Below are 23,273 nucleotides of genomic sequence, written 5' to 3' on the forward strand. Positions count from 1 at the left end.
CTGTATTTTGAAGATAGATACGACAAAAGCGGCGGCATTACAAGGGGTAAAATCAATTTTAACCGGTATGGATTTAAAAGAGTTGTATGGCCCACTGATTTTAGATCGCCCTGCTTTGGCACGTGATGTGGTGCGGTATGCCGGCGAACCGGTAGCTCTTGTGGTTGCACAAGAGGAATCCATCGCGGTGCGTGCGGTTGGGTTGATCGAAGTGGAATATGAACCTCTTCCGGTTCTGTTAACGCCTTCTGAATCCCTATCGTATGGTGCGGTTCGCATTCACGAAAAAGTAACCGCCTATAAAAAAATGATGACAGATATTTATCCTGAGGAAAAAAGCAACATTGTTAGCCGTTATCAGATTCGAAAGGGAAACACACAAGAGGCTTTAAAGAAATGTGATTTTTTTATTGAAAAACATTTTTATTTGCCTCCTTCCGATCACCTTGCAATGGAAGTGCGTACAGCGCGTGCCGAAATCAGCTCAGACGGCAGAGTACAAATCATAACGTCTTCTCAATCACCTTATGCAGTGCGTCAGCAAATATCAGATGTATTTATGATACCGGCTGGCCAAATACAGGTGAATGTTCCGTTTATAGGAGGCGGTTTTGGAGGGAAGTCTGCCGTTATGCTGGAAATACTAGCATTTTTGGCGTCGAGAAGTGTGGGTGGAAAAGCGGTTCGCCTGATCCTGACACGAGAACAGGATATGAAATCTGCCCCCAGCAGAATCGGGTTAGAGGCAGATATTAAATTGGGTGCGGACAAAAATGGAATGCTCCAGGCAGCTCAAATGATTTTCCGGCTGGACTGCGGCGCATATGCCGATATCTCACCGTATATGACAAAAGCAATCGCAGCAGACTGCACAGGCCCTTATCAGATTGAAAATGTGTTATGTGATTCACTGTGTGTGTATACCAATCATACCTATGCAACTGCTTACCGAAGTTTTGCGCACGAATCCTGCACCTTTTGTATAGAGCGGGCCATTGATCTGTTGGCAAAGCAGTGCAAAAAGGATCCGCTTGAATTTCGGCTTCTCAATGCTATTCATGCAGGCAATTTTACCCCTACTCAGGTACGATGCAATGAAAGTTTAATCGGGGATTTAAAGAAATGTTTGGAGCGAGCCAAACAACTCTCTTCATGGGATTCTGCCAATAACACTCTAATCAAGCAAAACGTTGTGAAAGCAAAGGGGATCGCCTGTTTTTGGAAGACTGAAAATCCCCCCACCGATGCGGTTTCTGGAGTTACTATCACGTTTAATTCAGATGGAAGTGTCAATTTGGTTACCGGGGTTGTTGAAATGGGGTCTAATTCTCAGACCCATTTGGCTCAGATTCTTGCAGAAAAGCTATGTATTCCCTGCGAACAGGTACATGTGGTGCTGCCGGTTGACACCCGTGTTGCCCCGGAACACTGGAAAACAGTAGCAAGCCTGACGGAATATATGGCTGGGAAAGCAGTTTTGCGAGCTGCCGAGGATTTATTGCAGCAACTTCGAAGCAATGGGTCACAGGCATTTGGCTGCCCGGTCTCAGATGTTGGGGTCTCTAACGGGCGTGTTTATGTCATTCAGAATCCGGAACGCTTTATTGAGTTTAAAGATATTGCGCAAGGGTATCAGGCACCCGACGGAACGTCGATTGGGGAGCCGGTACTGGCGAGCAAAGGGACGATGCTTAAGGGCCTTAGCATGCTTGACCCCAAAACAGGGAAAGGAAAAACCGGGCCTGCGTGGACACTTGGTGCTCAGGTGGTTGAAGTGGAAGCAGATATCAAGAACTTTAGCTATCGTATTTTATCTGCGTTAACCGTAATGGATGTTGGAAAGGTGATCAATCCGGAATCGATGCGTTCTATGGTGGCAGGCGGAATGGCAATGGGAATGAGCATGGCAAGCCGGGAATCCGTTTCTTATGACAACCAAGGGGTGCCGCAGGCGCCGAATCTGCGCACTTATAAGCTGATGCATATTGGGCAGGAGCCGGATTATCGGGTGGACTTTGTAGAAACACCTCAGATTGATTCTCCCTATGGAATGCGCAGCTATTCAGAACATGGAATCATTGGTATTCCGGCCGCACTTGGAAACGCACTGTCCAATGCTTTTGGGATAGAAAATATAACTTTGCCGCTGACCCCGGAAACGATATGGCAAGCGTCACTGGAGGAAAAATTGTGATTCCCTTTGATTTTATCTATTGTTGCCCCAATACGATTCGTGAGGCTGCAGATGCAGTTCAGCGATATCAGCAAGAAAAGAAGCAGGCCATTTACTATTCCGGTGGATCCGAAATTATTACGATGTGCAGAGCAGGGAGCATTCATCCTGATGTTATTATAGATATCAAAAAAATTCCCGAGTGTACGGTCTTAGAAAAAAGCGATCGCTTTTTGAATATCGGGGCGGCCTGTACTTTGAATCAAATCAAAGAATCAAAGCTTTTTCCTTTGCTGGGGCTTGCCTGCGGCCGTATTGCAGATCACACCAACCAATGCCGAATCACATTGGGAGGAAACTTGTGTGGAACGATAATCTATCGTGAAACTAGCCTGCCGCTGTTGCTGTCTGACGCTGAGGTTACTGTGAACGGACCCAAAGGAGTGCGAAGGGTTCTTTTTCAAAACATTTTTGACGGCAGAGTACGGCTAAAGGAAGGGGAATGGGTGGTGCAAATCCATATTCCTCTATGGGCCTTACAGGCACGTCACGCTCATATTAAAAAGACTACTCAGGAAAAAATTGATTATCCTTTGATTAATGTTACTGCGATTTGGAAGGATGACGTTCTTCGCACTGCGTTCTCGGGAGTTTGCTCTCGGCCTTTTCGCAGCAGCCAGATAGAAAAGGTGCTAAATGATCACAGGCTCATACCCGAAATGCGAGCGGAAAAAGCAGTCGGATTTTTGCCGGAGCCCGCTTATTCTGATGTAGAAGGTTCGGGCGGGTACCGGGCTTTTGTGCTAAGGAACACATTATGTGAGTTGTTGGAGGCATGGCAGAATGACAGAGTTTAAAGGAAAAACAATTATATCCCTCAATGTAAACGGCGACGTCTATGATGTAATGGTAAGGCCTTCCGATGTTTTGCTGGATGTATTAAGAGAACAGCTGGGGCTCACCAGCGCAAAGGCCGGGTGCAAAAACGGTGACTGTGGTGCCTGCACCGTAATGATTGACGGCTGGCCCGCGAAGTCCTGCCTTGTGTTGGCGGTAGAAGCGCAGAATCGAAAAATACTAACTGTGGAAGGGCTTGGGGGCAAAGCAGCCGTACAAAAAGCCTTTGTGGAAGCAAATGCATTTCAGTGTGGATATTGTACCTCTGGTTTTTTAATGGTATGCCATGCGTTGATTACTCAGCACCCCGTCATACCAGATGAAATTGTAATAGAAGAATGGCTGCAGTCCAACCTGTGCCGCTGTACCAGCTATCAGGAGATCAGAAAAGCAGTGCATTTCATTTATGATTCTTTGTAGCTTGCTGACTGTAGAACAGAAAAGAATATGATAGCTGTTTTATTCATCGCAGCAAGAGAAGTAAGCAACAGCAAAACACGATTTTCACTTACTACACTATCTTAATACAAGTTTGGGGATGTTTTAAGTATGGCAGTTCATGAGACCTTATTGAGTGTAACATATGCCTGGGCTATCGGGCTGGGTGTTGTAATAGGAACCATTGCGCGCGCGATTACCCTTGTAGTCGATTATCGACAGACTCCCACTTATCCCGATGGGCAGTTTATCCATCTGTTTGCCGGGTTTATCGCAGCGGCTCTGGGGGCTGTTGCTATCCCTGCACTGCTGGAAAAAGACTATGCGGCCTTTACCTTTCTGGCGTTGGCGGTACAACATTTTCGCGATATTCGTAAAATGGAGCAAGAGAGTTTAAATAACCTGGAAATTTCGGGATATGCACGCCGTGGAAATGCTTATATAGACGGAATTTCAAAAACTTATGAGGCGAGAAACTATATTTCTATGGTTTCCTCCATGATAACCTCGTCTATTATTTTATTGATGAACGGTATGCCGCGCATACTTTCTGTGATAACAGCTGTTGTGTTAGGAATGTTGTCGGTATTTTTACTCAAACGGTTTACCCGTGGAAAACGGGTAGGGGATATTTGTGTTGTTCAGCAAGGAAAAATTCAAATTGAGGGCTCTAACTTATTTGTGGATGATGTGTATGTGACCGGTGCGGCAGGCTCGCCTGTCGCGCGGGAACTACTGCTGAATCAAGGGCTGGCCGTTGTGCTCACACCCAAAAAAGAGCAATTTCGTGCAACATTGGAAAACGCCGGGCAGCGGCAGGCTATTTTGTATGAAGCAGCCAGTACTTTGGGGGTTAAATCGTATCAATATATCAAGCGAAGCGTGGAGCAGGACAAGATGGTGATCGCTTTGGTGCCTGTTGACCGGGATATTGGGCGTATGATTGCCGCCATACAAAATACGCCTGTATTAGAAAACAGCCGTAAAGTGCGCAGAATTATGTCGCGTTAGCAATTGGGAAAGGAATGTTGAAAATGACAAACGAACCGCAGATTCTGATGTATTTTACAAATCAGCCGAATCAAATTGTGGGTGGAGATCCTTTGTGTCTGCATATTGAGGATCCTGTTCAAAGAGAACAAATGATAATAGAAATTTCAAAATTGTTTGAGGCCGGTGTAGTTCATCTGTCAAATGGAGACGCAATGATAGTTACCGGTTTGTAAATCACAAATAAAACAGTAAGGCTACTATATCAGTCGTTATGATAATCATTTTAAAGGGCTCTATTTCACTTACAGTTTGCCGTTTGCAGATTACTTTTCGCAAAGGGTTGCGATGGCGAATATAGAATATATTTTTTGTTTGCAGGGAAACTATGATTGAGGTGAGTTAAAATGCCGAAACAAGATCACAAGAAAAATAGTTCTTCGGTCAATACACAAGAAAAACTAAAAAATGCCGTAAATTCTGTGCCCGGTGATAATCAAAATCAAAATCATAATGTGAAAAAAGAAGCGCTAGGCCCGAATACCAAAAGATAGGGGATTTTTATGAGTCATGATAACCAGCCGAAAAGCTCAAAAAACAAAAAGAAGGCAGACGGAAAATTCCATTCCAAGAATGTAAAACATGACCCGAGTGCCGAAAGTGCCCGGGCTGTTTTTGGCTTAAATAATTCAAATGCGGAAAACAAACAATGACCCCAAAGGAACTTTATTCAGAAATCCATGTTCATCTGATGCAGGACATCAAACCGTCATTGTATTTAAACCGGATATCTGCTGAACCGCTCTTTCAGAAATATCCGTTTGATATGCTTTATAAATTGAAAAGCACAGAACAGTCCCCTGAGCATCATCCCGAAGGGAATGTCTGGAACCACACGATGCTGGTCGTGGATGAGGCTGCACAGGTGAAATTAAAAAGTCGTAACCCGGCGGTGTTTTTGTGGGCGGCTTTTTTGCATGATATAGGCAAGCCTGTTACCACCCGGCACAGAAAAGGCAGAATTACAGCCTATGATCACGATAAGGTTGGCGCAGAACTGTCGAAACAGTTTTTACAGGAGTTTACACCGGATAGTCTTTTTATCCGTGAAGTATCGGAACTCATCCGCTACCATATGCAGATTCTGTTTGTGGTGAAAAATTTGCCGTTTGCCGATATAGAAGGAATGGCGCGCAATACCGAGATTCGCGAGGTTGCCCTGCTTGGCATTTGTGACCGATTAGGAAGAGGAAGTCCGGATCGCAACAGGGAACAGGATAATATCGAATTATTTCTTCAAAAATGCAATTCCGTTTTATCAGAAAACCATCCCTAATCGATACCGCGAAAAAAGGACAGGAAAAAAAGCCCCCAGCTATCAGCTATGGCTGGAGGCTTTTTCATGAGAATTACTTTTTGTTTTCACATTTCTGGTTTTAAAATTAAGGATAAAGAGAAATGGTGTAATATGGGGAAGTTCGCAGAGCAGTGTGAGGGCTATTATCATTTGAATATTAAAAAACAATAGGCAAATACTAGATGTTACTGCAAAAAAGAACAAGATTTGATAAGTCTATATGGTAAAATTTTTAGATAGGATGTGATGATATGACAACCAAAGAAATGGGGCAGCTCTTAAATTTATTTGAAGTTGGCGAAGCAACCGGGCACAATTTCCTTTTGTCTAAAAAAAGCCGTGTTGTTCACGAAGTCAGCGAAGAAAATATTCAGGAACTTCTCACGAAAAATTTGATTTCTACCATTCGAGAAGGAGAAGGGGCAGGACAAAACCAATATATGATTACCGAATTAGGTTTAAGAGTAAGAAATGGGCAGGCAGAGGTTTAACCCTCTGCCTGCTTTTTTATCGGAATATTCTAAAAAGAATTGTGCTCTGGGAAAAGCGAATAGCGATTAGCAATCGCGTAAAAACTCTGTTTTCTTGCCGCAGCAGGTTAAATCCAATTGATGCATCGCTCTGGTGCAGGCAATATATAAAAGACTTCGATCCAGCTGTGTCTGATAAAAATCATCAGAAACCCCCGGCACAATTACCTGATCGAATTCCAGGCCCTTCGACATGTGTACCGAAGTAATGATAATGCCTTCCTGAAATTCATTACTCGTGAAATCCAGTCGGTTCAGATCGGGATTTGCAGAATGAAGCTGCCCCCACAGCTGATTGGTTTGTTCCTGTGATTTACAGATAATCCCTAATGACGTGTGCTCGGATTTTCGGAACTGCTCGATTAAGTTCTGTATAAGCTCTGTTTCTTCGTGTGTGGTTTGGCATTCGGTTATCGTTGGCATTGTGCCATGGCGTTCAATGGGGATGATCTTTTTGTTTTCCAGAATCTTTTGTGCGAATTGCGAAATTTCAATGGTGGAACGATAGCTTTTACACAACTCCACGCAGTGACAGCCCTCAAAGTACGGTTCGATTTTCTCTGTAGAAGAGGAACTATAGGGATTAACACTTTGATAGCTATCCCCTAAAATGGTCATTTTGCAGGAGAACAGTTTAGATAATACCGCATATTGAATCGGGGTATAATCCTGCATTTCATCCACCAGCAAATGCTGAATGTCCTTATAATCCTCTTCTGTCCCTTCTAAATACAGTTTTACATAGAGAAAAGGGTAAACATCGCAAAACTCAAAGGTGTTTTTACCGGCCAAGCAGAAGAGATCTTCCCGGCCAATGTGACGGTAAAAATCCTGATACAGCAAAAGGGGGTTGGAAAATTGGAACATCTTCGCTACACCGCTTCGGATTTGGCGAGCCATAGTCGGCTCCATCTTTTTTATCGTGTTTCTTTTGTATGCGGAAATTAAATCATCTGCTATCTTTCGCAGCCGCTTTTGAATGGGCATTTTTTTGAGCCGGTGATAATGAAGAAGTAAGGTTCCTTTGGAAACAGAGAAGTTTTCGATGACCAAATCAGTCGGGACAAAAAAGTGACTGTCTGCATATTTCAAATAATCTTGCAGCTGTTCCACAAAGCTGTTGGTGGCCTTATATTGAATTCTGTGAATCTTTTCGGCATTGCTGTCATTTAATAAATCTTCAACCTGTTGCGCAAATGTTTGGCAGTGATATTTTTTCCCCAGCAAAGTGGCAGCAATCTCTTCAAAACTGGCCTCTGAAATGTTTTCTTCGCCCAATTCAGGCAAGACATTTGAAATATAATTGCTGAATACTTTGTTGGGGGAAAGAATCAGGATATTTCTGGAATTTAGGATTTTTTTATAACGATATAGTAAAAAGGCCACGCGGTGCAGTGCAATCGATGTTTTTCCGGAGCCCGCCGCCCCTTGGATAATCAGCACCTTTGCCGCTTCGTTCCGAATGATTTCGTTTTGCTCCCTTTGAATGGTGGCCACGATATTTTTCATTTTATCATCAGACGTTCGGCTTAACTCTTTTTGCAGAATATCGTCCCCGATATTCAGGGAACTTTCCAGCATATATTCCATTTCGCTGTTGCGAATTCGGTATTGCCGCTTTAAATGCAATGTGCCCTCAATTTTCCCGATGGGGGCGATATAAAAAGCAGATCCTGTTTCAAAGTCATAAAACATGCTGGAAATAGGCGCCCGCCAGTCAAAAATAATATTGCGTGAAGAAAGGGGATCTACGAAAGAGTGTACCCCAATATAAAAAACTTTTTGTTCTGTTTCTTGTGTTTTTTCAAAATCAATTCTGCCGAAATAAGGGGACTGAATCAATTTGTGAAGCTTTTCTCGTTCTCTGACCGCATCTTCGCCGAAAGAGACACTTTCATACACTGCGGTTCGATTGGCTGCTTTTTCCGCAGAATCCAGCTCGGCCAAATTCTCATGAATATACCGTTTGGTTTCTAATATCTCTTTTGAGTAATGGTCTATTTTCTGTTGGATTTGATCCAGAGCCAGACCAAGCTTTGTTTGTACTTCGCCTAAATATTCTCTTTCATCCGCTTCTTTTGGATTTAACATGATTCATCTCCTTGAGTTCTTTTAGAATACTATATAAGTATAAAGCAAATAAAAAAAATTACTAGACTTTTTCTTTTCCATATGTTATTATATTGCTCAAGTATTCCCCTAAAAAATTGCATATTTTTGACATTATTTGCCATTCTGATTTTTGGCTTTCTTACAGCGTTGTTCCAATGATTTTTCTTGGAAAAGCGTTGTTTTTTTATGTGGTTTTTTGGTGACAGACATGCAGATGCTCGTCGAATTTAAAATGCCCCCTGCTTTTTAAAGTAGGGGGCATTTTAAATAAAGCGCTCCCATGTGGAAAAACAGGAGAAAAGAAACTATTTTTTGCAAAATAGTTGAAATGCAGGGATCTGCCTTGCTATGTAACAAAAAGAATGTCTTCACAAAGGATTCGCGATTTTCCTATTTACAGTCGTTTGGAATACAGGAATGCAAAGGGGGATAAGCATCTGGTGCGGTTTGCTGCAAAACTTGCTTTGCTTTTATTGTTTTTATCAAACAGTTTATTCTTTATATTGAGTGAGCAGTTTTCTTTTACTTTGTCATACAACACAGGGTTTTACAATAATTATAAAAAAATAAAACAAATATAAATTAATTTATGAAATAAAACGATTTTCTAGCTTGTGTTTTAAAAACAATTGGTATATACTTAATGTGATTAAATGTTAATTGCTACATAAGCGGAGAAAGTTTGCAACAAAGGTGATTCAAGGGGATAAAATCGGTGAATTGACCTATCCGCATCACCTTGCAGGTTATGTGCAAAACGGTTGCCGGTTTTCTGCGGGAAAGGCGGGTGGTACATGGCAACAGTAAAGAATTCAGTCCTTCCAGCCAGAAAAGAGGTTTCCCAAAGCTAAGGACAGGGAACCGTTCTGCGGTGCAGCTGCCAATTGCCGCAGAGAGTAAAGTTGGAGTTTTAAAAAGCGGATGCGATATCGGGCCATACGGGCTAACTTCGAAAATACAGCGATTGAAAAAGGTGGTTCCAGGCAACAGCGCAGGCTTTCAAGAGAGAATGTGAAAGAAGATTACCTGCAATCGCACCAATTTAGGCTAAGCCGGTTCGTCAGATAGCCTGTGTTTATATGATTGCCACAGCCTCCTGCATGGGGGTTCTTTTTTTATGGCATTTTTTGTCCTATGCTGTCGAGCTGCCGCAGTGCCAGGGTTATGGTGTTCGGTGAAAAAACCGGATGCTTTGCCCAGAAGTATGCCGGTATGGTAATAAAATGTGAGAAGAGGATTGTTATGAAAAAAAGATGGCTTTCCCTGTTGATGATGTGTCTTTTGGTTTTTATGACAGCATGTTCCGGTTCTGGCCCCAACACGGAAAACGCCCAAAATTCTTCTGCAGCCAATGGTGGCTCTTCCCAAGACGGAATTGCCGTTTATGTGGGAACAAATCTGTTCAGCAGCAGTCTGGATCCGGTGAAAGGCGCCATGAGCTATGGATATTCCTTTACCAACTGCGCTTTGCTTCGAGTCAATCAAAATTCAGAATATGAAGGGGATATGGCAGAAAAATGGGGCATAAGCAGCGACTCTTTGATTTATACCTTTTCGCTGAAAAAGGGCGTTTTGTTTAGTGATGGATCAGAGTTGACTGCCAAAGACGTGGTTTTTACCTATGAAACCGTAAAGAAAAATCAGGCCGAAAACGAGAATGTGGATTTGACGAGGCTGAAATCGGTTCGGGCAGCGGATGAATATACCGTTGAATTTACATTGTCAGAGCCTTATTCTCCATTTTTAGATGCCGTGGCTTCTCTTGGAATTGTGCCCACCCATAGTTATGACAGCCAGGCCTTTGACCGGTATCCCGTGGGAACCGGCCCCTGGAAAGTGGTTCAGTATGACCCGAACCAACAGATTATTGTGGAACCCAATGAACATTATTATGAAGGTGTTCCATCTATTTCTAAGGTAACACTGGTCTATATGGATGACGAAGCGGCATTTGCCGCGGCGCGTTCCGGCCAGCTGGATGTGGTTATGGTGGGGGCAAATCATGCGTCTGAGTCGGTGAAAGGAATGCACGCTCAGTTGTTTGACACGATGGATATTCGGATGATTAGTCTGCCGGTTTTGACAGAACAGCAGAAAAAAGATGCGCAGGGCAAAGCGTGTCAGGTGGGCAATCATATAACAGCAGATGAGAGCGTGAGAAAAGCGCTGGCCATCGGCATTGACCGAAAACAAATCATTGAGAATGCCTTTAATGGAGTGGGAAAACCAGCCTATGGATTTACGGATAATTTAATTTGGGCCGAAACCAATGCTTATAAGGACAATCAGAAAGAAGAGGCAAAAGCCCTGTTGGAAAAAGCGGGCTGGAAGGCTACGAACGGCAACGGTGTTCGTGAAAAGAACGGAATAAAGTGTGAGTTTGACGTGTATGCCACAGGGGGGGATCAAGAGCGGTATCTTCTGGCGGCTGCGGTGGCCGAAGATGCGGCTCAGCTGGGCATTCAAATCAATGTAAAAACCGCCACATGGGATGAAGCGGCCAATCTTCAGAATTCCTCTGGAATTGTCTGGGGATGGGGGCAATACAGCCCGACAGTTCTTCAATCTATGTTTTCTTCCCGGCTATTCCTCAGCGGAGGATATGACAATGTGGTTGGCTATCAAAACAGCCAAGTGGATTCTTTGATTGACCAGGCGTTGTCTGCCAATAGCCAAGAAAAGGCCATCAAGGCATGGAAGCAGGCGCAGACCTTGGCAAACGAAGAGAATCCGTATCTTTATATTGCCAATATTGAACACTGTTATTTTGTCAGCGATTCTTTGGATGTATCGGTGAATACCCAGATTGCACACCCTCACGGGCACGGTGCGCCTGTCATCTGCAATATGAAGGATTGGACTTTAAAGGCTTAATAAATAACAATGACTCCAGAGGTAAAAAATGGTACGAGCAAAATACATTACCGAGGTAATCGGGCGAATGTTTTTGGTTTTATTTGCCGTAAGCATTCTGTCGTTTCTTTTGGTGACCCAATCCCCCATAGATCCTCTTGTTTCTTATGTGGGGGTGGAATCCACTTTGTCAGAAGCGGCAAAAGCGCAGATTGCCGAGTATTGGGGGCTCAATGCACCCTTGCCGCAGCGATATCTGACTTGGCTGACCAATGTGTTTCACGGCGACTTTGGTATGTCGATTACATACAAGCGGCCGGTGATTGAGGTCATTGGGGAGCGGTTTTCTTATTCCATTGTACTGATGGCTCTGGCTTGGTTTCTGTCCGGAATTTTGGGGTTTGTTCTTGGAATTCTTTCCGGAATCAAACAGGGGTCTTTGTTTGATAAGGTCACCAAAGTTCTCTGCCTGGGCTTGCAGTCTGCACCAAGCTTTTGGCTGGGGCTTTTGATTCTCAGCTTCTTTTCTGTTACTTTGGGGTGGTTTCCCATTGGGATGGCGGCTCCCGTTGGAAAGCTGGCTTCGCAGGTTACACTGGCAGATCGGGCTTATCATCTGGTTCTTCCCGTTTTCACATTGACCATTGTGAGCATCAGCAAAGTAACGCTTTATACCAGGCAAAAGCTGATTGAAATTATGGCAAGTGATTTTATTTTGTTTGCCCGAGCTAGGGGAGAAAGCACAAAACAGCTGGTTTTCCGCCATGCCATACGGAATATTGCACTGCCTGCCATTACCGTACAGTTTACTTCTTTCAGTGAATTATTTGGCGGCATGGCTTTGGCCGAAACGGTTTTTTCCTATCCGGGCATCGGCACAGCCACCACCGCCGCAGCGCTGAAAGGGGATGTGCCTTTGCTGTTGGGCATTGCACTGTTTAGCGCGCTGTTTGTGTTTGCGGGTAATCTGACCGCCAATCTTCTTTATGGAATATTGGATCCCAGAATAAAGGAGGGCGGTTATGTTGCGTGAAGCGTTTCCGGCAATCACTTTGGTTCCCCGGCGTTCTGGCTGGAATGTCAGGACAAAAGTGTTGGTATTCCTTTGTGTTGCGGCGGTTTATCTGCTGGGGGTTTTTCTTTGGGGGCTCATGCTGAACCCTGAGTTATATGCGGTGCGCTACGCCGATAAATTGATTGCGCCCAGCCTTGCCCATCCCTTCGGAACCGATTTTATGGGCCGTGACATGTTTTTTCGAACGATAAAGGGGCTGTCGAACAGTTTAATCATCGGTCTTTCTGCCGCGGCAGTCAGTTCGGTGATAGGGCTTGTGTTTGGTGTGGCCTCGGCTTTAATTGGCGGTAAACTGGATAAATTTATTTTGTGGTGTGTAGATTGCTGTATGGGTCTGCCGCATCTGGTATTGCTGATTTTTATTTCCTTTTTAATGGGGCGTGGGGCAAAGGGGGTTCTGGTGGGCATCGCTTTGACTCATTGGCCCGAGCTTACCCGGATGATTCGGGCAGAGGTGTTGCAGCTTCGCTCTTCCCAATTTGTACAGGCGGCTTATAAAATGGGGAAAACCAGATTCGAGGTGGCATGGGAGCATATGATTCCCCATGTGATGCCGGTCTATTTGGTTGGATTGGTGCTTTTGTTTCCCCATGCTATCATGCATGAAGCTTCCATTACCTTTTTGGGGTTCGGGTTGCCTGCGGAATCCCCGGCCATCGGTGTAATCCTTTCAGAAGCCATGCAGCATATTGCAACGGGAAAATGGTGGCTGGCTTTGTTCCCGGGGTTGATGCTTCTGTTGGCAGTGATTCTGTTTGATGTGATTGGGGAAAACCTGAAAAAGCTGATGAATCCCCAAAGCTGCAATGAATAAGGGGGCTGAAATGAAAAATAAAATAAATTCTGCCGTCTTACAGGTTAAGGGACTGCATATTTCCTTTGAAAGATATGGCAAGGGGCTTCGTAAAGTGAATTTGGATGTGATTCACTCCCTGAGTTTAGAGGTATTTTCAGGGGAAATACTGGCCGTGGTGGGTTCCAGCGGATCGGGAAAAAGCCTTTTGGCCCACGCGATTCTTGGAATTCTTCCTCGAAATGCACAGGTGGCGGGAACGATTTGCTATCAAGGACAAAAACTTACCCCGGAACTGCAAAAAAAATACCGGGGGACAGAAATGATGCTGATTCCGCAGTCGGTGGATTATCTGGATCCGCTGATGCGTGTAGGAAAGCAAGTTGTCGGTACCCGAGGGACCAAACAAAAACAGGAACAGGCTTTTTTGCGGTATGGGCTAAATGAGGAAACTGCAAAGAAGTATCCTTTTCAGCTTTCGGGAGGAATGGCACGCAGGGTGCTGATATCCACCGCAGTGGTTGGCAAGCCAAAGCTGATTGTGGCAGATGAGCCAACACCGGGATTAAACCCTGAAATAGCGGAGGAAACTTTTAAACATTTTCGGGAATTTGCTAATGCGGGTGCCGGTGTTTTGCTGATTACCCACGACATCGGTCTGGCTTTGCAGGCGGCTGACCGCATTGCCGTTCTTTATGCGGGAACTGTGGTAGAAACTGCACCGGCCAAAGACTTTCAGGCGGGCAAACACGCTCTGCGGCATCCTTACAGCAAGGCTTTTTTGGATGCACTGCCGCAAAATGCATTTGCTCCCATTGCCGGAACCCAGCCCTATGCAGGGGATTTGCCCCCGGGCTGTCCGTTTGCCCCGCGCTGCCGGCTGCGCACACCAGACTGTGCAAGGCATATCCCCATGCGGAAAATAAGGGGCGGAGAGGTCAGGTGTATCCATGCAACTTGAGGCCCGCAATATTGGATTTCGTTATTCCGACCGATCCGGATGGGTTTTAAAAGATGTCAGTTTAAAAGTGAAGTCCGGCGAAAAATTGGCTTTGGTGGGGCCGTCCGGCTATGGAAAAAGTACGCTTTCTAAAATTTTAAGCGGATATCTTTTGCCGGATTTCGGGCAAGTGCTTTTGGATGGAAAACCGCTGCCTTCCAAAGGATATTGTCCGGTACAGCTGATTTATCAACATCCCGAACAGGCGGTGAATCCCCGGTGGAAGATGTCTAACATTTTAAAGGAATCCTGGCAGCCGGATGAAGCATTATTAAAGCAGATGGGCATTGAGCCGGAATGGATGCAGCGTCGGCCGTCAGAACTTTCCGGCGGGGAGCTTCAGCGGTTTTGTATCGCGCGTGTGCTTGGCCCTCAAACGAAATTCTTGATTTGTGACGAAATCAGCACCATGCTGGATGTGATTACACAGGCGCAGATTTGGCAGCTGCTTCTTCGGGTGGCAACAGAAAATCATCTCGGCCTGATTGTGGTCACCCATAACCGCGCTTTGGCGGATAAAGTCTGTGACAGAATCGTAGAATTGCCTGCCATCAATGGCGGGGATACTTTTAACAATCGTTCTGAGTTTGATAGGGCCGATAGAAAGAAGGTGCTTTGGTGAGTGTCGGGTAGTACATAAAAACACACTGCACCATCAAGCGGTGGGAACCGCTTTCTTCCATTGACAATACGGCGGGGCTCAAAAGGGAACCGTCGGGTAAGTTTTATTAAAAGGGGGTAATATTGTGGAAAAGTTCAAGGTGCTGGAAATCAAAGAGAGCGTTTTTGCGGACAACAACCGTCAGGCGGATTTACTTCGAGAGGAACTAAAACAAAAACAGATTTTTTTGCTGAATCTGATGTCTTCCCCCGGGGCGGGAAAAACCACCACGCTGACCAAAACCATTGCAAAGCTGCAAGAGGAGCTGCGTATCGGCATTATGGAAGCCGATATTGATTCTGATGTGGACGCCAGAACAATTTCAGAAACCGGCGCAAAAGTCATTCAATTACATACCGGCGGCATGTGCCATTTGGATGCCGAAATGACCCGGCAAGGGCTGGAGGGGCTGGAAGCAGACGAACTGGATCTGGTGATTTTAGAAAATGTGGGGAATTTGGTTTGCCCTGCAGAATTCGATACCGGTGCCGCTAAAAACGCCATGATTTTAAGTGTGCCGGAAGGCGATGACAAACCCCTGAAATATCCGTTGATGTTTTCTGTGGCAGATGTGCTGCTGATTAATAAAATTGACACGCTAGAGTTGTTTGATTTTGATATTAAGGCATGCACCGAAAGAGCCAGAAAAATCAACCCGAAGATTAAGGTTATTCCCATTTCGGCCAAAACCGGAGAGGGAATGGAGGAATGGGTCGACTGGCTGCGTTCGGCTGTGAGGGATGCTGTTCACTGATCATTTGCGGAAAGGAAGGGGTTTTGATGGCAGTCAAGCAAAAAGTGCTCGAATTTGCAAACAAGGTAAGCAATAAAAAGCCCGGCACCAAGGGTGCTTTTACAGAGAAGGATCCGGAATATAAGATTCTGGAACCCGTCATGACGGATGAAATGGCAGAGGTGGCTCTTTGCCTGGATTTTCGTGTTCCGAAAAGTGCGCGTGAGGTGGCTTCCCTCAGCAAAAAGCCGCTGGAACGCACCACAGAGCTTTTAATGGAATTGGCCGATGCAGGGGTCTGCTTTATCAATCACAAGGATGGCGAAGACAAGTTTTGGTATGACACTTGGGTTCCCGGTATCATGGAAATGATGGCCAACAATCTGGAAAATGTGCGAAAACATCCGCAGATTGCCGAAGCGTTTGAAGAGTATGGCCGGGTGCGCGGTGCCAAAACTGCCGGGATGCTGCCGGTGGGGGTGGGGCTGATGCGTGTCATTCCCATCGAGAGCGCTATCGATGGGGAATCGCGCAAGGCCTCTTATGAAGAGGTTTCGAAATACCTGAATGAGAACACGGTGTTTTCCGTGTCCGATTGTGCCTGCCGCACGGTAAGAGAGAGTATGGGCGAGGGCTGCGGACATTTAAAGGAAGATATGTGCATCCAAATGGGGCATGCCGCCGAATATTATATTCGCACCGGGCGGGGGCGTCAGATTTCCCGGGAAGAAGCCTTTGAAATTATTCACAGGGCCGAAGAAAACGGCCTGATGCATCAAATCCCCAATCTGGATGGTTCTGGGAAAACCCATGCCATCTGTAACTGCTGCGGCTGTTCCTGCCTGTCGCTGCGAACTGCCGAGATGTTTTTAAATGCAGACATGGTGCGCTCTAACTACGTGTCCGTAGTAGATAAAGACAAATGTGTGGCCTGCGGCGAGTGCGTGGAAAACTGCCCGGTAAACGCTTTGCGGCTGGGCCAGAAATTGTGTTCCACAAAGTCGGTGGTGGAGGATATCACCACAACCGTTACCCCCCGCGATACCGAATGGACTGAGGATAAATGGAATCCGGATTATCGTATTAACCGCAAAAACGTGGTCGATACCGGAACCAGCCCTTGCAAGACCCAGTGCCCGGCTCATATTGGCATTCAGGGTTATATTAAACTGGCATCCCAAGGGCGGTATACCGATGCGCTGGAACTGATTAAGAAAAACAATCCCTTCCCGGCTGTATGCGGTCGCATTTGCCCCCGAAGCTGTGAATCGGCCTGTACCAGGGGTGATATTGACGAGCCTATTGCCATTGATGAAATCAAAAAGTTTATTGCCGAGCAGGATCTGAAGACAGAACACCGCTATATTCCAAAACGCCGCCATGAATACGGGAAGAAAATCGCTGTGGTGGGGGCTGGGCCTTCCGGTCTTTCCTGTGCGTATTACCTTGCGATTGACGGCTATCGGGTAACGGTCTTTGAAAAAGAAAAGGTGCCCGGGGGCATGCTATCGTTGGGAATCCCTGCTTTCCGTTTGGAAAAGGATGTCATTCGTGCCGAGATTGATATTCTGCGGGAAATGGGGGGTGAAATCCAAACCGGTATAGAGGTGGGAAAAGATGTGACTCTTGATGACCTGAGGGCACAGGGCTTTGAAGCCTTTTATTTGGCCATTGGCGCACAGGCCGGGCGAAAGCTGGGCATAGAGGGGGAAGAAGCCTCTGATGTGCTGGTGGGTGTAGACTTTTTGCGCCGCATTAATTTGGGAGAAACTCTTCAGCTGAAAGGCAATGTGGTGGTAATCGGGGGCGGCAATGTGGCCATTGATGTGGCGCGCGCCGCTACCCGCGTAAACAACGGCGGGCAAGTGAATATGTATTGTTTGGAAAGCCGTGCCGAAATGCCCGCGCTGGAGGAAGAAGTAGAAGAAGCGGAAGAGGAAGGAATCGTGATTCATAACTCTTGGGGACCAAAACGGATTGTGGTGGAAAACGGAAAAGTTACCGGGGTGGAATTCCAAAAATGCCTTTCCGTATTTGATGAAAATCGGCGGTTTGCCCCCCAATATGATGAGGCGAATACGATTGTTGTTCCGGCCGATTCTATTTTACTGAGCATTGGGCAAAGTATTGATTGGGGTACGATTTTAAAAGGCAGCAAATTGGAGCTGAATCCCAACCGCACCGCAAAGGCAAATGCGGTTACCCTGCAAACCGATGAACCTGATCTGTTTGTGGGCGGCGACGCTTATACCGGCCCCAGATTCGCCATTGACGCCATTGCCCACGGCAAGGAAGCGGCGATTTCTATTCATCGCTTTGTACATCCCGGTCAGGATATGCTGATTGGGCGGGATCGCCGGGAATACCGCGCCTTGGACAAAGCCAGCCTGATCATTGACGGATACGACACCATGCCGCGGCAAAGACCAGCGCATTTAAAAGCAGCGGATGGAAGAAAACAGTTTCGGGATTTGCGTTCTACCTTTACCGAAGAACAGATGCAGCGCGAAACAGAACGCTGTTTGGGCTGTGGCGCCACTATTGTGGATCAGTATCTTTGTGTGGGATGCGGCCAGTGTACCACGAAATGCAAGTTTGATGCCATTCATTTGGAACGCCGGTATGACGGGCAAGGAGTTTCTTATGAAAACATGAAGCCCGTGGTTATTAAACATGTATTAAAGAGAAAAGTGCGTATTACGGCCAAAAAAATTAAAGGGACGTTTTCTTCAAAAGCAGCTCGTTAAAGCGGGGGTATATGGTGTACGGCATGCCCTTGGGGACGAAAGAAGGTGTTGGTTTGCATGAACTGGGGATTATGTATCATGTGGTCAATCAGGTAGAAAAAATAGCCCGGCAGAACCGACTGACGGAAATTGAGGCACTGGTGCTGCAAATCGGGGAACTTTCGTCGGTTGTGCCGCAATTTATCCGTGCCTGTTATCCGGCAGCAGCGGACGGAACTTTATTGCAAAAAGCCTTGCTGGAAATTGAAATTCTTCCTGCAAACGCGCTGTGCCGCGGCTGCGGAAAGATTTATCATCTTCCCCTTGGCAACAGAAAATGTCCGCATTGCGAGAACCCGGATTATGAGCTGCTTTGCGGAAGAGAATTTAATATCAAAGAAATCCGTGCCCGTTGAATTGAGCAAAGTCTCTGTGTTTCGCTGGCCCGGCTCTTATCCACACTGGATAAGAGCCGGTTTTTTGTGGTGAAAAGCGGCACAATAATAGTATTATGGTGATAGATTGTTCTTACAAATGGCAAAGACTTGCTTGAGTTTTTCCAGATATTTGATTATAATAAAATCAAAGGGAAAAGCATTTTGTGAAGGCAGGGGAACGTTCACGCCGAAGCATGGAAATTCTCTGTGTTTCATGATTCCCTGAAGAATTCCGAAAGTGGCAGAATAGTTACATTGCAATAAGATGGGGGAATTTTATGGATGAGAAATTTATTACGTTTACCATTGGCAAACAAAAGAACATTGCATTAATCGCCCACGACGGAAAAAAGCAGGAATTAATTCAGTGGTGTGCTCAAAATCAAGAGATTCTGCAAGGTCACTTTTTATGTGGAACCGGAACAACGGCCAGACTGGTAGCAGAAAAAACCGGACTTCCGGTAAAAGGCTACAACAGCGGCCCGTTGGGCGGCGATCAGCAGATCGGTGCGAAAATTGTAGAAGGCAATATCAATTTTGTGATTTTTTTCTCGGATCCTTTAGAAGCTCAGCCGCATGATCCGGATGTTAAAGCTTTGCTGCGCATTGCCCAGGTTTATGATATTCCAATCGCCAACAACAAAGCCACTGCTGACTTTCTGATCCATTCCACTTTGATGAATCAGGAGTATAACCACAAGGTAATTAATTTTAAGCAGAAAATCATTGATCGCGCCAATGACAAAAGTGAACTGATTCAATAGGAAGCAGGTGAATCGTTATGATTACAATAAAAATTTTGATTGACAGTGTGGAAAAAGTGAAAAAACTGACTTCGATTCTTTCCAAAGAAGATGTGGACTGTGAAGTGGTGGAAGGGGTTCATATTATTGATGCCAAATCGATTATGGGGCTTTTCAGCATTGATTTAGCAGGCCCGGTTCAATTAAACATTCATTCTGACGACCAATCGATTTTGGACAACCTGAAAGAATTTATTGTAGAATAAGTCTGTTGTGTGAGTCTTTCTAAGATGAAGGTGTCCATTCATTGTGGAATAAAAAGGCGAGCAAACGCATTGCAAAAACCCTGTGTTGAATTTCAACACAGGGTTTTTGCAGGGCAGACGCACCCAATTGCCCTTTTCTTTATAATAATAAAAGGATAAACATGTAAAAACAGACAGTTGAAACAAGACTATGAAGCGAAAAGAAAACTCCTTGGGGCAAAGCCCGGGGCGTTTGTGCGGTTCCATTCGAATAAAGTCTCTTTTTTATCGTGGGTATCCTTTTGTTTTTATTGACAGGCGATCTGGAATAGCCTATGATTAAATACAGCTTTTTCTTTTTTAAAATGCAGTAAAAAAATAAATTTGCTGCGTAATAATGGCCAATTTGAATCAATACTATACAGTAGGGCGAAAGCTCTGCTTTTTTCAACCATATTCCGGAGAAACCGGCGTTTGTAAGTGGTGAAAACAGGGGGTTATATCATGCAGTTAAAAGAGTTATTGCAAGGCCTGGAATATTCCTGTTCCGGTGATCTGCAGGTGACAGTGGCGGATTTAATTTATGATTCCAGAAAAATAAAACCCGGCTGTGCCTTTGTTTGTCTGCGCGGAGCACAGGCGGATGGGCACCGGTATGCCCGGCAGGCGGTGCAGGACGGAGCCTGCGCCATCATCGCAGAAGAATCGATAGAGCTTTCAGAGCAAATCCCCGTGGTGATTGTGCCGGATACCCGGTACGCTTTGGCAGTGATGTCCGCCGCATATTTTGGACACCCGGCTCAGCGGATGAAAATCATCGGGGTAACCGGAACAAAAGGGAAAACCACCACTTCTTATATGATTCGTGCGATTTTGGAGAAGGCCGGGCTGAAAACCGGGCTGATCGGAACCATCGGCGCGGTGATTGGGGATCAGGTGGTTCCAACTGAAAACACAACGCCGGAATCTTATGAAGTTCAGTATTTTATGAAAAAGATGGCGGAGGAAGGGTGCCGCTGCGTTGTTATGGAAGCCTCTTCCATCGGCCTGAAAGGATGCCGAACAGCCGGATTCACTTTTGATATTGGCTTGTTTACGAACTTTTCACCAGATCATATCGGCGGGGATGAGCATGCCTCTTTAGAAGAATACATGGAGTGCAAAAGCATGTTGTTCCGCCAGTGTCGCCTTGGAATTGTAAATATTGACGATGAGAATTGGGAAGGCGTTTTAAAAGGGCACACCTGTGAGTTAGAAACCTTTGGCTTTTCCGACACGGCTCAGCTGCGGGCAGAAAACGAAAACCTTGTGTCTCGTCCGGGCTATTTGGGTGCCCGCTTTGATGTGCGCGGCCTGATGGATTTTTCGGCCACTGTGGATATTCCCGGTAAGTTCAGCGCATATAACGCTTTGGCTGCCATTGCGGTGTGCCGTCATTTCCCGGTCAGTAAGGAGCAAATTCAGCAAGGGCTTAGTTCTGTTACGGTAAAAGGCCGTGTGGAACCGGTTCCCGTTCCGGGTGAATATACGCTGCTGATTGATTATGCTCACAATGCAGTTAGCATGGAAAATATTCTGGAAACCCTTCAGGAATATCAGCCGACGCGCCTGATTTGTATGTTTGGGGCGGGTGGCAACCGCGCCAAATCCCGCCGGTATGAGATGGGCGAGGTGTGCGGCCGCTTGGCGGATCTTTCGGTCATTACGGCTGATAACTCCCGCTTTGAAGATGTGATGGATATCATTGAAGATATTAAAGTCGGCATGGCCAAGACCGATGGCGAATATGTGGTGATTCCCGATCGCCGGGAAGCCATTCGTTATTGTCTTGTGAATGCTCAAAAGGGCGATATTGTGGTGTTGGCTGGAAAAGGACACGAGGATTATCAAGAAATTAAGGGAGTGAAATACCCCTTTGATGAGCGTGTTGTGATAGCGGAACTGCTGGAAGAAATCAAGAAAGCGTGATAACATGAAAATGCTGGTCAGGGAAATCGCACAGGCATGCGGGGGCACGCTTTTGTGTGGGGATGAAAATCAGGAAATTACCTTTGTGACCACAGACAGCCGCCAGGCGGGGCCCGGTGCACTGTTTGTTCCCATCGTCGGCGAAAACGTAAATGCTCACCGCTTTCTGGATGCTGTTTCTGCCGCCGGAGCAACGGCTGTTTTGACTCAGGAGCATGCAAAGAAAGAGGACTCTTGCGCGTGGATTGCTGTTTCGGATACCCGGGCAGCGCTTCAGGCAATCGCTTCTGCTTACCGCAGCCGGTTTTCCATTCCCCTTGTGGGGGTAACCGGGAGCGTCGGCAAGACCACCACCAAAGAAATGTTGGCCTTGGCTTTGTCCGCAGAGCGCAATGTGATGAAAACCGAAGGGAATTTTAACAGCCAGCTGGGCGTGCCGCTGACTTTGTTTCGGCTGGAGCCAGAGCATCAGGCGGCAATCATCGAAATGGGTATGAGTGAATTCGGTGAAATGGCCCGCTTGGCCAAAACAGCCCGTCCCACCTGTGCGGTGATGACCAATATTGGCATTTCTCATATTGAAAATCTGGGAACCCAGGAAAATATCTGTTCTGAAAAGCTTCATATTACCGATTCGTTCACAAAGGATTCGGTTCTTTTTCTGAATGGGGACGATCCGATTCTGGCCGGTCTGCGGGGAAAGCTGCCTTATTCCGTGATTTATTTTGGAACCGGTGACTGGTGTGATTTTCGGGCGGAGCACATCAGTTTTGAAGACGGTTCCACCTGTTTTACAGCGGTGTTTGGGCAGTCTCGGCTTTCGGTGTCGCTTCCGGTTCCGGGAACACATAATGTTCTCAATGCGCTGGCTTCGCTGGCGGTGGCTCAGCATTTGGGTGTATCACCCCAAAAGGCAGCCGAGGCACTGCAAACCTATCAGCCTCCGGCGATGCGGCAGCAGATTCATACATCCCATGGCATTACGATTATTGATGACTCTTATAATGCCAGCCCGGATTCCATGCGCAGCAGTATCAATATTTTAATGGATTTAAAGGGGAAAGGTTCCGGTCGTGCGGTGGCGGTATTGGCCGATATGCTGGAACTGGGGGAGCATTCCCGTCAGGCTCATTTTGAAACCGGTGTGTATGCGGCAGCCCATGGGGTGGATGCCCTGTTTGTCATTGGACAACAGGCGCGAGAAATCCGCTGGGGTGCGTTGTCTGCAGAAAGCCACCTGCCTGTTTTTTCCTTTTGCAATAATCAAAAAGCGTTGGAAACGCTGCTGGAGTATTTAAAACCGGACGATGTTGTGGTAATTAAAGGCTCTCGGGGAATGAAAACGGATGAAATTGTTCGTGGCCTGTTGGAACGGTAAGTTTGTTTCCCGAAAAGAAAAAAGAACGCAAAGCATTGCTTTGCGTTCTTTTTTACGAAAATTTAACATTTTAAAGGTCTGAAATATTTATTGCACAAATCGTATTCCTCGTTTCTACAAGGATTACAAAATATACTTGGTATATTTATAAATAATAGATAGAA

Annotated in this window: 22 protein-coding genes; 21 read left to right on the forward strand and 1 reads right to left on the reverse strand. The window is 45.9% G+C overall.

Translation table 11 applies throughout. The features are described from left to right. The 9 genes from C1A02_RS11290 to C1A02_RS11320 form a co-directional block, all read left to right on the forward strand. Nucleotides 1–2,194, forward strand: a 2,194-nt coding sequence (locus C1A02_RS11290) for a xanthine dehydrogenase family protein molybdopterin-binding subunit (protein ID WP_101698343.1), incomplete at its 5' end; no start/stop codon positions are given. Continuing rightward, entirely contained in the window at nt 2,191–3,030 is an 840-nt protein-coding gene (locus C1A02_RS11295; protein ID WP_101698344.1) for an FAD binding domain-containing protein, read from the forward strand. The genes C1A02_RS11290 and C1A02_RS11295, both read left to right, overlap by 4 nt. Then, the gene (locus C1A02_RS11300; RefSeq protein WP_101698345.1) at nt 3,017–3,490 is read left to right on the forward strand and encodes a (2Fe-2S)-binding protein; all 474 of its coding nucleotides are present in this window, start codon (nt 3,017–3,019) and stop codon (nt 3,488–3,490) included. The genes C1A02_RS11295 and C1A02_RS11300 overlap by 14 nt, the downstream gene beginning before the upstream one ends. Before the next feature lie 129 nt (nt 3,491–3,619). Beyond that, on the forward strand, nt 3,620–4,519 hold the full coding sequence (locus tag C1A02_RS11305; protein ID WP_101698346.1) for a YIEGIA domain-containing protein: 900 nt from the start codon (nt 3,620–3,622) through the stop codon (nt 4,517–4,519). A gap of 23 nt (nt 4,520–4,542) precedes the next feature. Then, nucleotides 4,543–4,734, forward strand: coding sequence for a capping complex subunit for YIEGIA (locus C1A02_RS11310; RefSeq protein WP_101698347.1), 192 nt, complete (start codon nt 4,543–4,545; stop codon nt 4,732–4,734). 171 nt (nt 4,735–4,905) lie between these two features. Beyond that, the gene (locus tag C1A02_RS13540; RefSeq protein ID WP_164997198.1) at nt 4,906–5,052 is read left to right on the forward strand and encodes a hypothetical protein; all 147 of its coding nucleotides are present in this window, start codon (nt 4,906–4,908) and stop codon (nt 5,050–5,052) included. Between the two features lie 9 nt (nt 5,053–5,061). Beyond that, the gene (locus tag C1A02_RS13870) at nt 5,062–5,211 is read left to right on the forward strand and encodes a CPC_1213 family protein (protein WP_279385507.1); all 150 of its coding nucleotides are present in this window, start codon (nt 5,062–5,064) and stop codon (nt 5,209–5,211) included. Then, on the forward strand, nt 5,208–5,834 hold the full coding sequence (locus C1A02_RS11315) for an HDIG domain-containing metalloprotein (RefSeq protein ID WP_101698348.1): 627 nt from the start codon (nt 5,208–5,210) through the stop codon (nt 5,832–5,834). Before C1A02_RS13870 ends, C1A02_RS11315 begins: the two co-directional genes overlap by 4 nt. A gap of 272 nt (nt 5,835–6,106) precedes the next feature. Continuing rightward, complete coding sequence (locus C1A02_RS11320; protein WP_101698349.1) at nt 6,107–6,346, forward strand: hypothetical protein; 240 nt, start codon at nt 6,107–6,109, stop codon at nt 6,344–6,346. Nucleotides 6,347–6,412: 66 nt separating this feature from the next. Here C1A02_RS11320 and C1A02_RS11325 read toward each other — a convergent pair whose 3' ends face one another. Further along, nucleotides 6,413–8,476 (reverse strand): HelD family protein, encoded by a 2,064-nt coding sequence (locus C1A02_RS11325; protein WP_101698350.1) that lies wholly within the window; start codon nt 8,474–8,476, stop codon nt 6,413–6,415. Nucleotides 8,477–9,739: 1,263 nt separating this feature from the next. Here C1A02_RS11325 and C1A02_RS11335 point away from each other — a divergent pair. The 12 genes from C1A02_RS11335 to C1A02_RS11390 all read left to right on the forward strand — a co-directional run bounded on the left by C1A02_RS11335 (nt 9,740) and on the right by C1A02_RS11390 (nt 23,109). Beyond that, nucleotides 9,740–11,371: an ABC transporter substrate-binding protein gene (locus C1A02_RS11335; protein ID WP_101698601.1), complete on the forward strand. Its 1,632-nt coding sequence runs from the start codon at nt 9,740–9,742 to the stop codon at nt 11,369–11,371. A 28-nt stretch (nt 11,372–11,399) separates the two neighbouring features. Beyond that, nucleotides 11,400–12,383, forward strand: a complete 984-nt coding sequence (locus tag C1A02_RS11340) for an ABC transporter permease (RefSeq protein ID WP_101698352.1) — start codon at nt 11,400–11,402, stop codon at nt 12,381–12,383. Continuing rightward, entirely contained in the window at nt 12,373–13,239 is an 867-nt protein-coding gene (locus C1A02_RS11345; RefSeq protein ID WP_101698353.1) for an ABC transporter permease, read from the forward strand. The genes C1A02_RS11340 and C1A02_RS11345 overlap by 11 nt, the downstream gene beginning before the upstream one ends. A gap of 10 nt (nt 13,240–13,249) precedes the next feature. Continuing rightward, complete coding sequence (locus C1A02_RS11350) at nt 13,250–14,179, forward strand: ABC transporter ATP-binding protein (protein WP_101698354.1); 930 nt, start codon at nt 13,250–13,252, stop codon at nt 14,177–14,179. After that, on the forward strand, nt 14,169–14,840 hold the full coding sequence (locus tag C1A02_RS11355) for an ABC transporter ATP-binding protein (protein ID WP_101698355.1): 672 nt from the start codon (nt 14,169–14,171) through the stop codon (nt 14,838–14,840). Before C1A02_RS11350 ends, C1A02_RS11355 begins: the two co-directional genes overlap by 11 nt. Nucleotides 14,841–14,964: 124 nt before the next feature. Next, nucleotides 14,965–15,633: a hydrogenase nickel incorporation protein HypB gene (gene hypB, locus C1A02_RS11360; RefSeq protein WP_101698356.1), complete on the forward strand. Its 669-nt coding sequence runs from the start codon at nt 14,965–14,967 to the stop codon at nt 15,631–15,633. A 26-nt stretch (nt 15,634–15,659) separates the two neighbouring features. Then, entirely contained in the window at nt 15,660–18,359 is a 2,700-nt protein-coding gene (locus C1A02_RS11365) for an FAD-dependent oxidoreductase (RefSeq protein ID WP_101698357.1), read from the forward strand. Nucleotides 18,360–18,412: 53 nt separating this feature from the next. Beyond that, nucleotides 18,413–18,754, forward strand: coding sequence for a hydrogenase maturation nickel metallochaperone HypA (locus C1A02_RS11370; protein WP_101698602.1), 342 nt, complete (start codon nt 18,413–18,415; stop codon nt 18,752–18,754). A gap of 299 nt (nt 18,755–19,053) precedes the next feature. Continuing rightward, nucleotides 19,054–19,539, forward strand: coding sequence for a methylglyoxal synthase (locus C1A02_RS11375; protein ID WP_101698358.1), 486 nt, complete (start codon nt 19,054–19,056; stop codon nt 19,537–19,539). 17 nt (nt 19,540–19,556) lie between these two features. Beyond that, nucleotides 19,557–19,784, forward strand: a complete 228-nt coding sequence (locus C1A02_RS11380) for a PTS sugar transporter (RefSeq protein WP_101698359.1) — start codon at nt 19,557–19,559, stop codon at nt 19,782–19,784. A 483-nt stretch (nt 19,785–20,267) separates the two neighbouring features. Continuing rightward, entirely contained in the window at nt 20,268–21,731 is a 1,464-nt protein-coding gene (locus C1A02_RS11385; protein WP_101698360.1) for a UDP-N-acetylmuramoyl-L-alanyl-D-glutamate--2,6-diaminopimelate ligase, read from the forward strand. A 4-nt stretch (nt 21,732–21,735) separates the two neighbouring features. Beyond that, nucleotides 21,736–23,109 carry a UDP-N-acetylmuramoyl-tripeptide--D-alanyl-D-alanine ligase gene (locus C1A02_RS11390; RefSeq protein WP_101698361.1) on the forward strand — a complete coding sequence of 458 codons (1,374 nt, stop codon included), beginning with the start codon at nt 21,736–21,738 and terminating at the stop codon, nt 23,107–23,109. Nucleotides 23,110–23,273 lie beyond the last annotated feature (164 nt).

It is taken from the genome of Clostridium minihomine, from assembly GCF_900240385.1.
GTDB classification, from domain to species: Bacteria; Bacillota; Clostridia; order Oscillospirales; family Acutalibacteraceae; genus Faecalispora; species Faecalispora minihomine.

Excerpts from the sequence above, each read along its gene's own strand:
- C1A02_RS11350 (WP_101698354.1), top strand. The coding sequence starts at position 13,250 with ATGAAAAATAAAATAAATTCTGCCGTCTTACAGGTTAAGGGACTGCAT.
- C1A02_RS11305 (WP_101698346.1), top strand. The coding sequence starts at position 3,620 with ATGGCAGTTCATGAGACCTTATTGAGTGTAACATATGCCTGGGCTATC.
- C1A02_RS11340 (WP_101698352.1), top strand. The coding sequence starts at position 11,400 with ATGGTACGAGCAAAATACATTACCGAGGTAATCGGGCGAATGTTTTTG.
- C1A02_RS13540 (WP_164997198.1), top strand. The coding sequence starts at position 4,906 with ATGCCGAAACAAGATCACAAGAAAAATAGTTCTTCGGTCAATACACAA.
- C1A02_RS11300 (WP_101698345.1), top strand. The coding sequence starts at position 3,017 with ATGACAGAGTTTAAAGGAAAAACAATTATATCCCTCAATGTAAACGGC.
- C1A02_RS11355 (WP_101698355.1), top strand. The coding sequence starts at position 14,169 with ATGCAACTTGAGGCCCGCAATATTGGATTTCGTTATTCCGACCGATCC.
- C1A02_RS13870 (WP_279385507.1), top strand. The coding sequence starts at position 5,062 with ATGAGTCATGATAACCAGCCGAAAAGCTCAAAAAACAAAAAGAAGGCA.
- C1A02_RS11365 (WP_101698357.1), top strand. The coding sequence starts at position 15,660 with ATGGCAGTCAAGCAAAAAGTGCTCGAATTTGCAAACAAGGTAAGCAAT.
- C1A02_RS11375 (WP_101698358.1), top strand. The coding sequence starts at position 19,054 with ATGGATGAGAAATTTATTACGTTTACCATTGGCAAACAAAAGAACATT.
- C1A02_RS11390 (WP_101698361.1), top strand. The coding sequence starts at position 21,736 with ATGAAAATGCTGGTCAGGGAAATCGCACAGGCATGCGGGGGCACGCTT.
- C1A02_RS11335 (WP_101698601.1), top strand. The coding sequence starts at position 9,740 with ATGAAAAAAAGATGGCTTTCCCTGTTGATGATGTGTCTTTTGGTTTTT.
- C1A02_RS11315 (WP_101698348.1), top strand. The coding sequence starts at position 5,208 with ATGACCCCAAAGGAACTTTATTCAGAAATCCATGTTCATCTGATGCAG.
- C1A02_RS11380 (WP_101698359.1), top strand. The coding sequence starts at position 19,557 with ATGATTACAATAAAAATTTTGATTGACAGTGTGGAAAAAGTGAAAAAA.
- C1A02_RS11320 (WP_101698349.1), top strand. The coding sequence starts at position 6,107 with ATGACAACCAAAGAAATGGGGCAGCTCTTAAATTTATTTGAAGTTGGC.
- C1A02_RS11310 (WP_101698347.1), top strand. The coding sequence starts at position 4,543 with ATGACAAACGAACCGCAGATTCTGATGTATTTTACAAATCAGCCGAAT.
- C1A02_RS11385 (WP_101698360.1), top strand. The coding sequence starts at position 20,268 with ATGCAGTTAAAAGAGTTATTGCAAGGCCTGGAATATTCCTGTTCCGGT.
- C1A02_RS11325 (WP_101698350.1), bottom strand. The coding sequence starts at position 8,476 with ATGTTAAATCCAAAAGAAGCGGATGAAAGAGAATATTTAGGCGAAGTA.
- C1A02_RS11345 (WP_101698353.1), top strand. The coding sequence starts at position 12,373 with ATGTTGCGTGAAGCGTTTCCGGCAATCACTTTGGTTCCCCGGCGTTCT.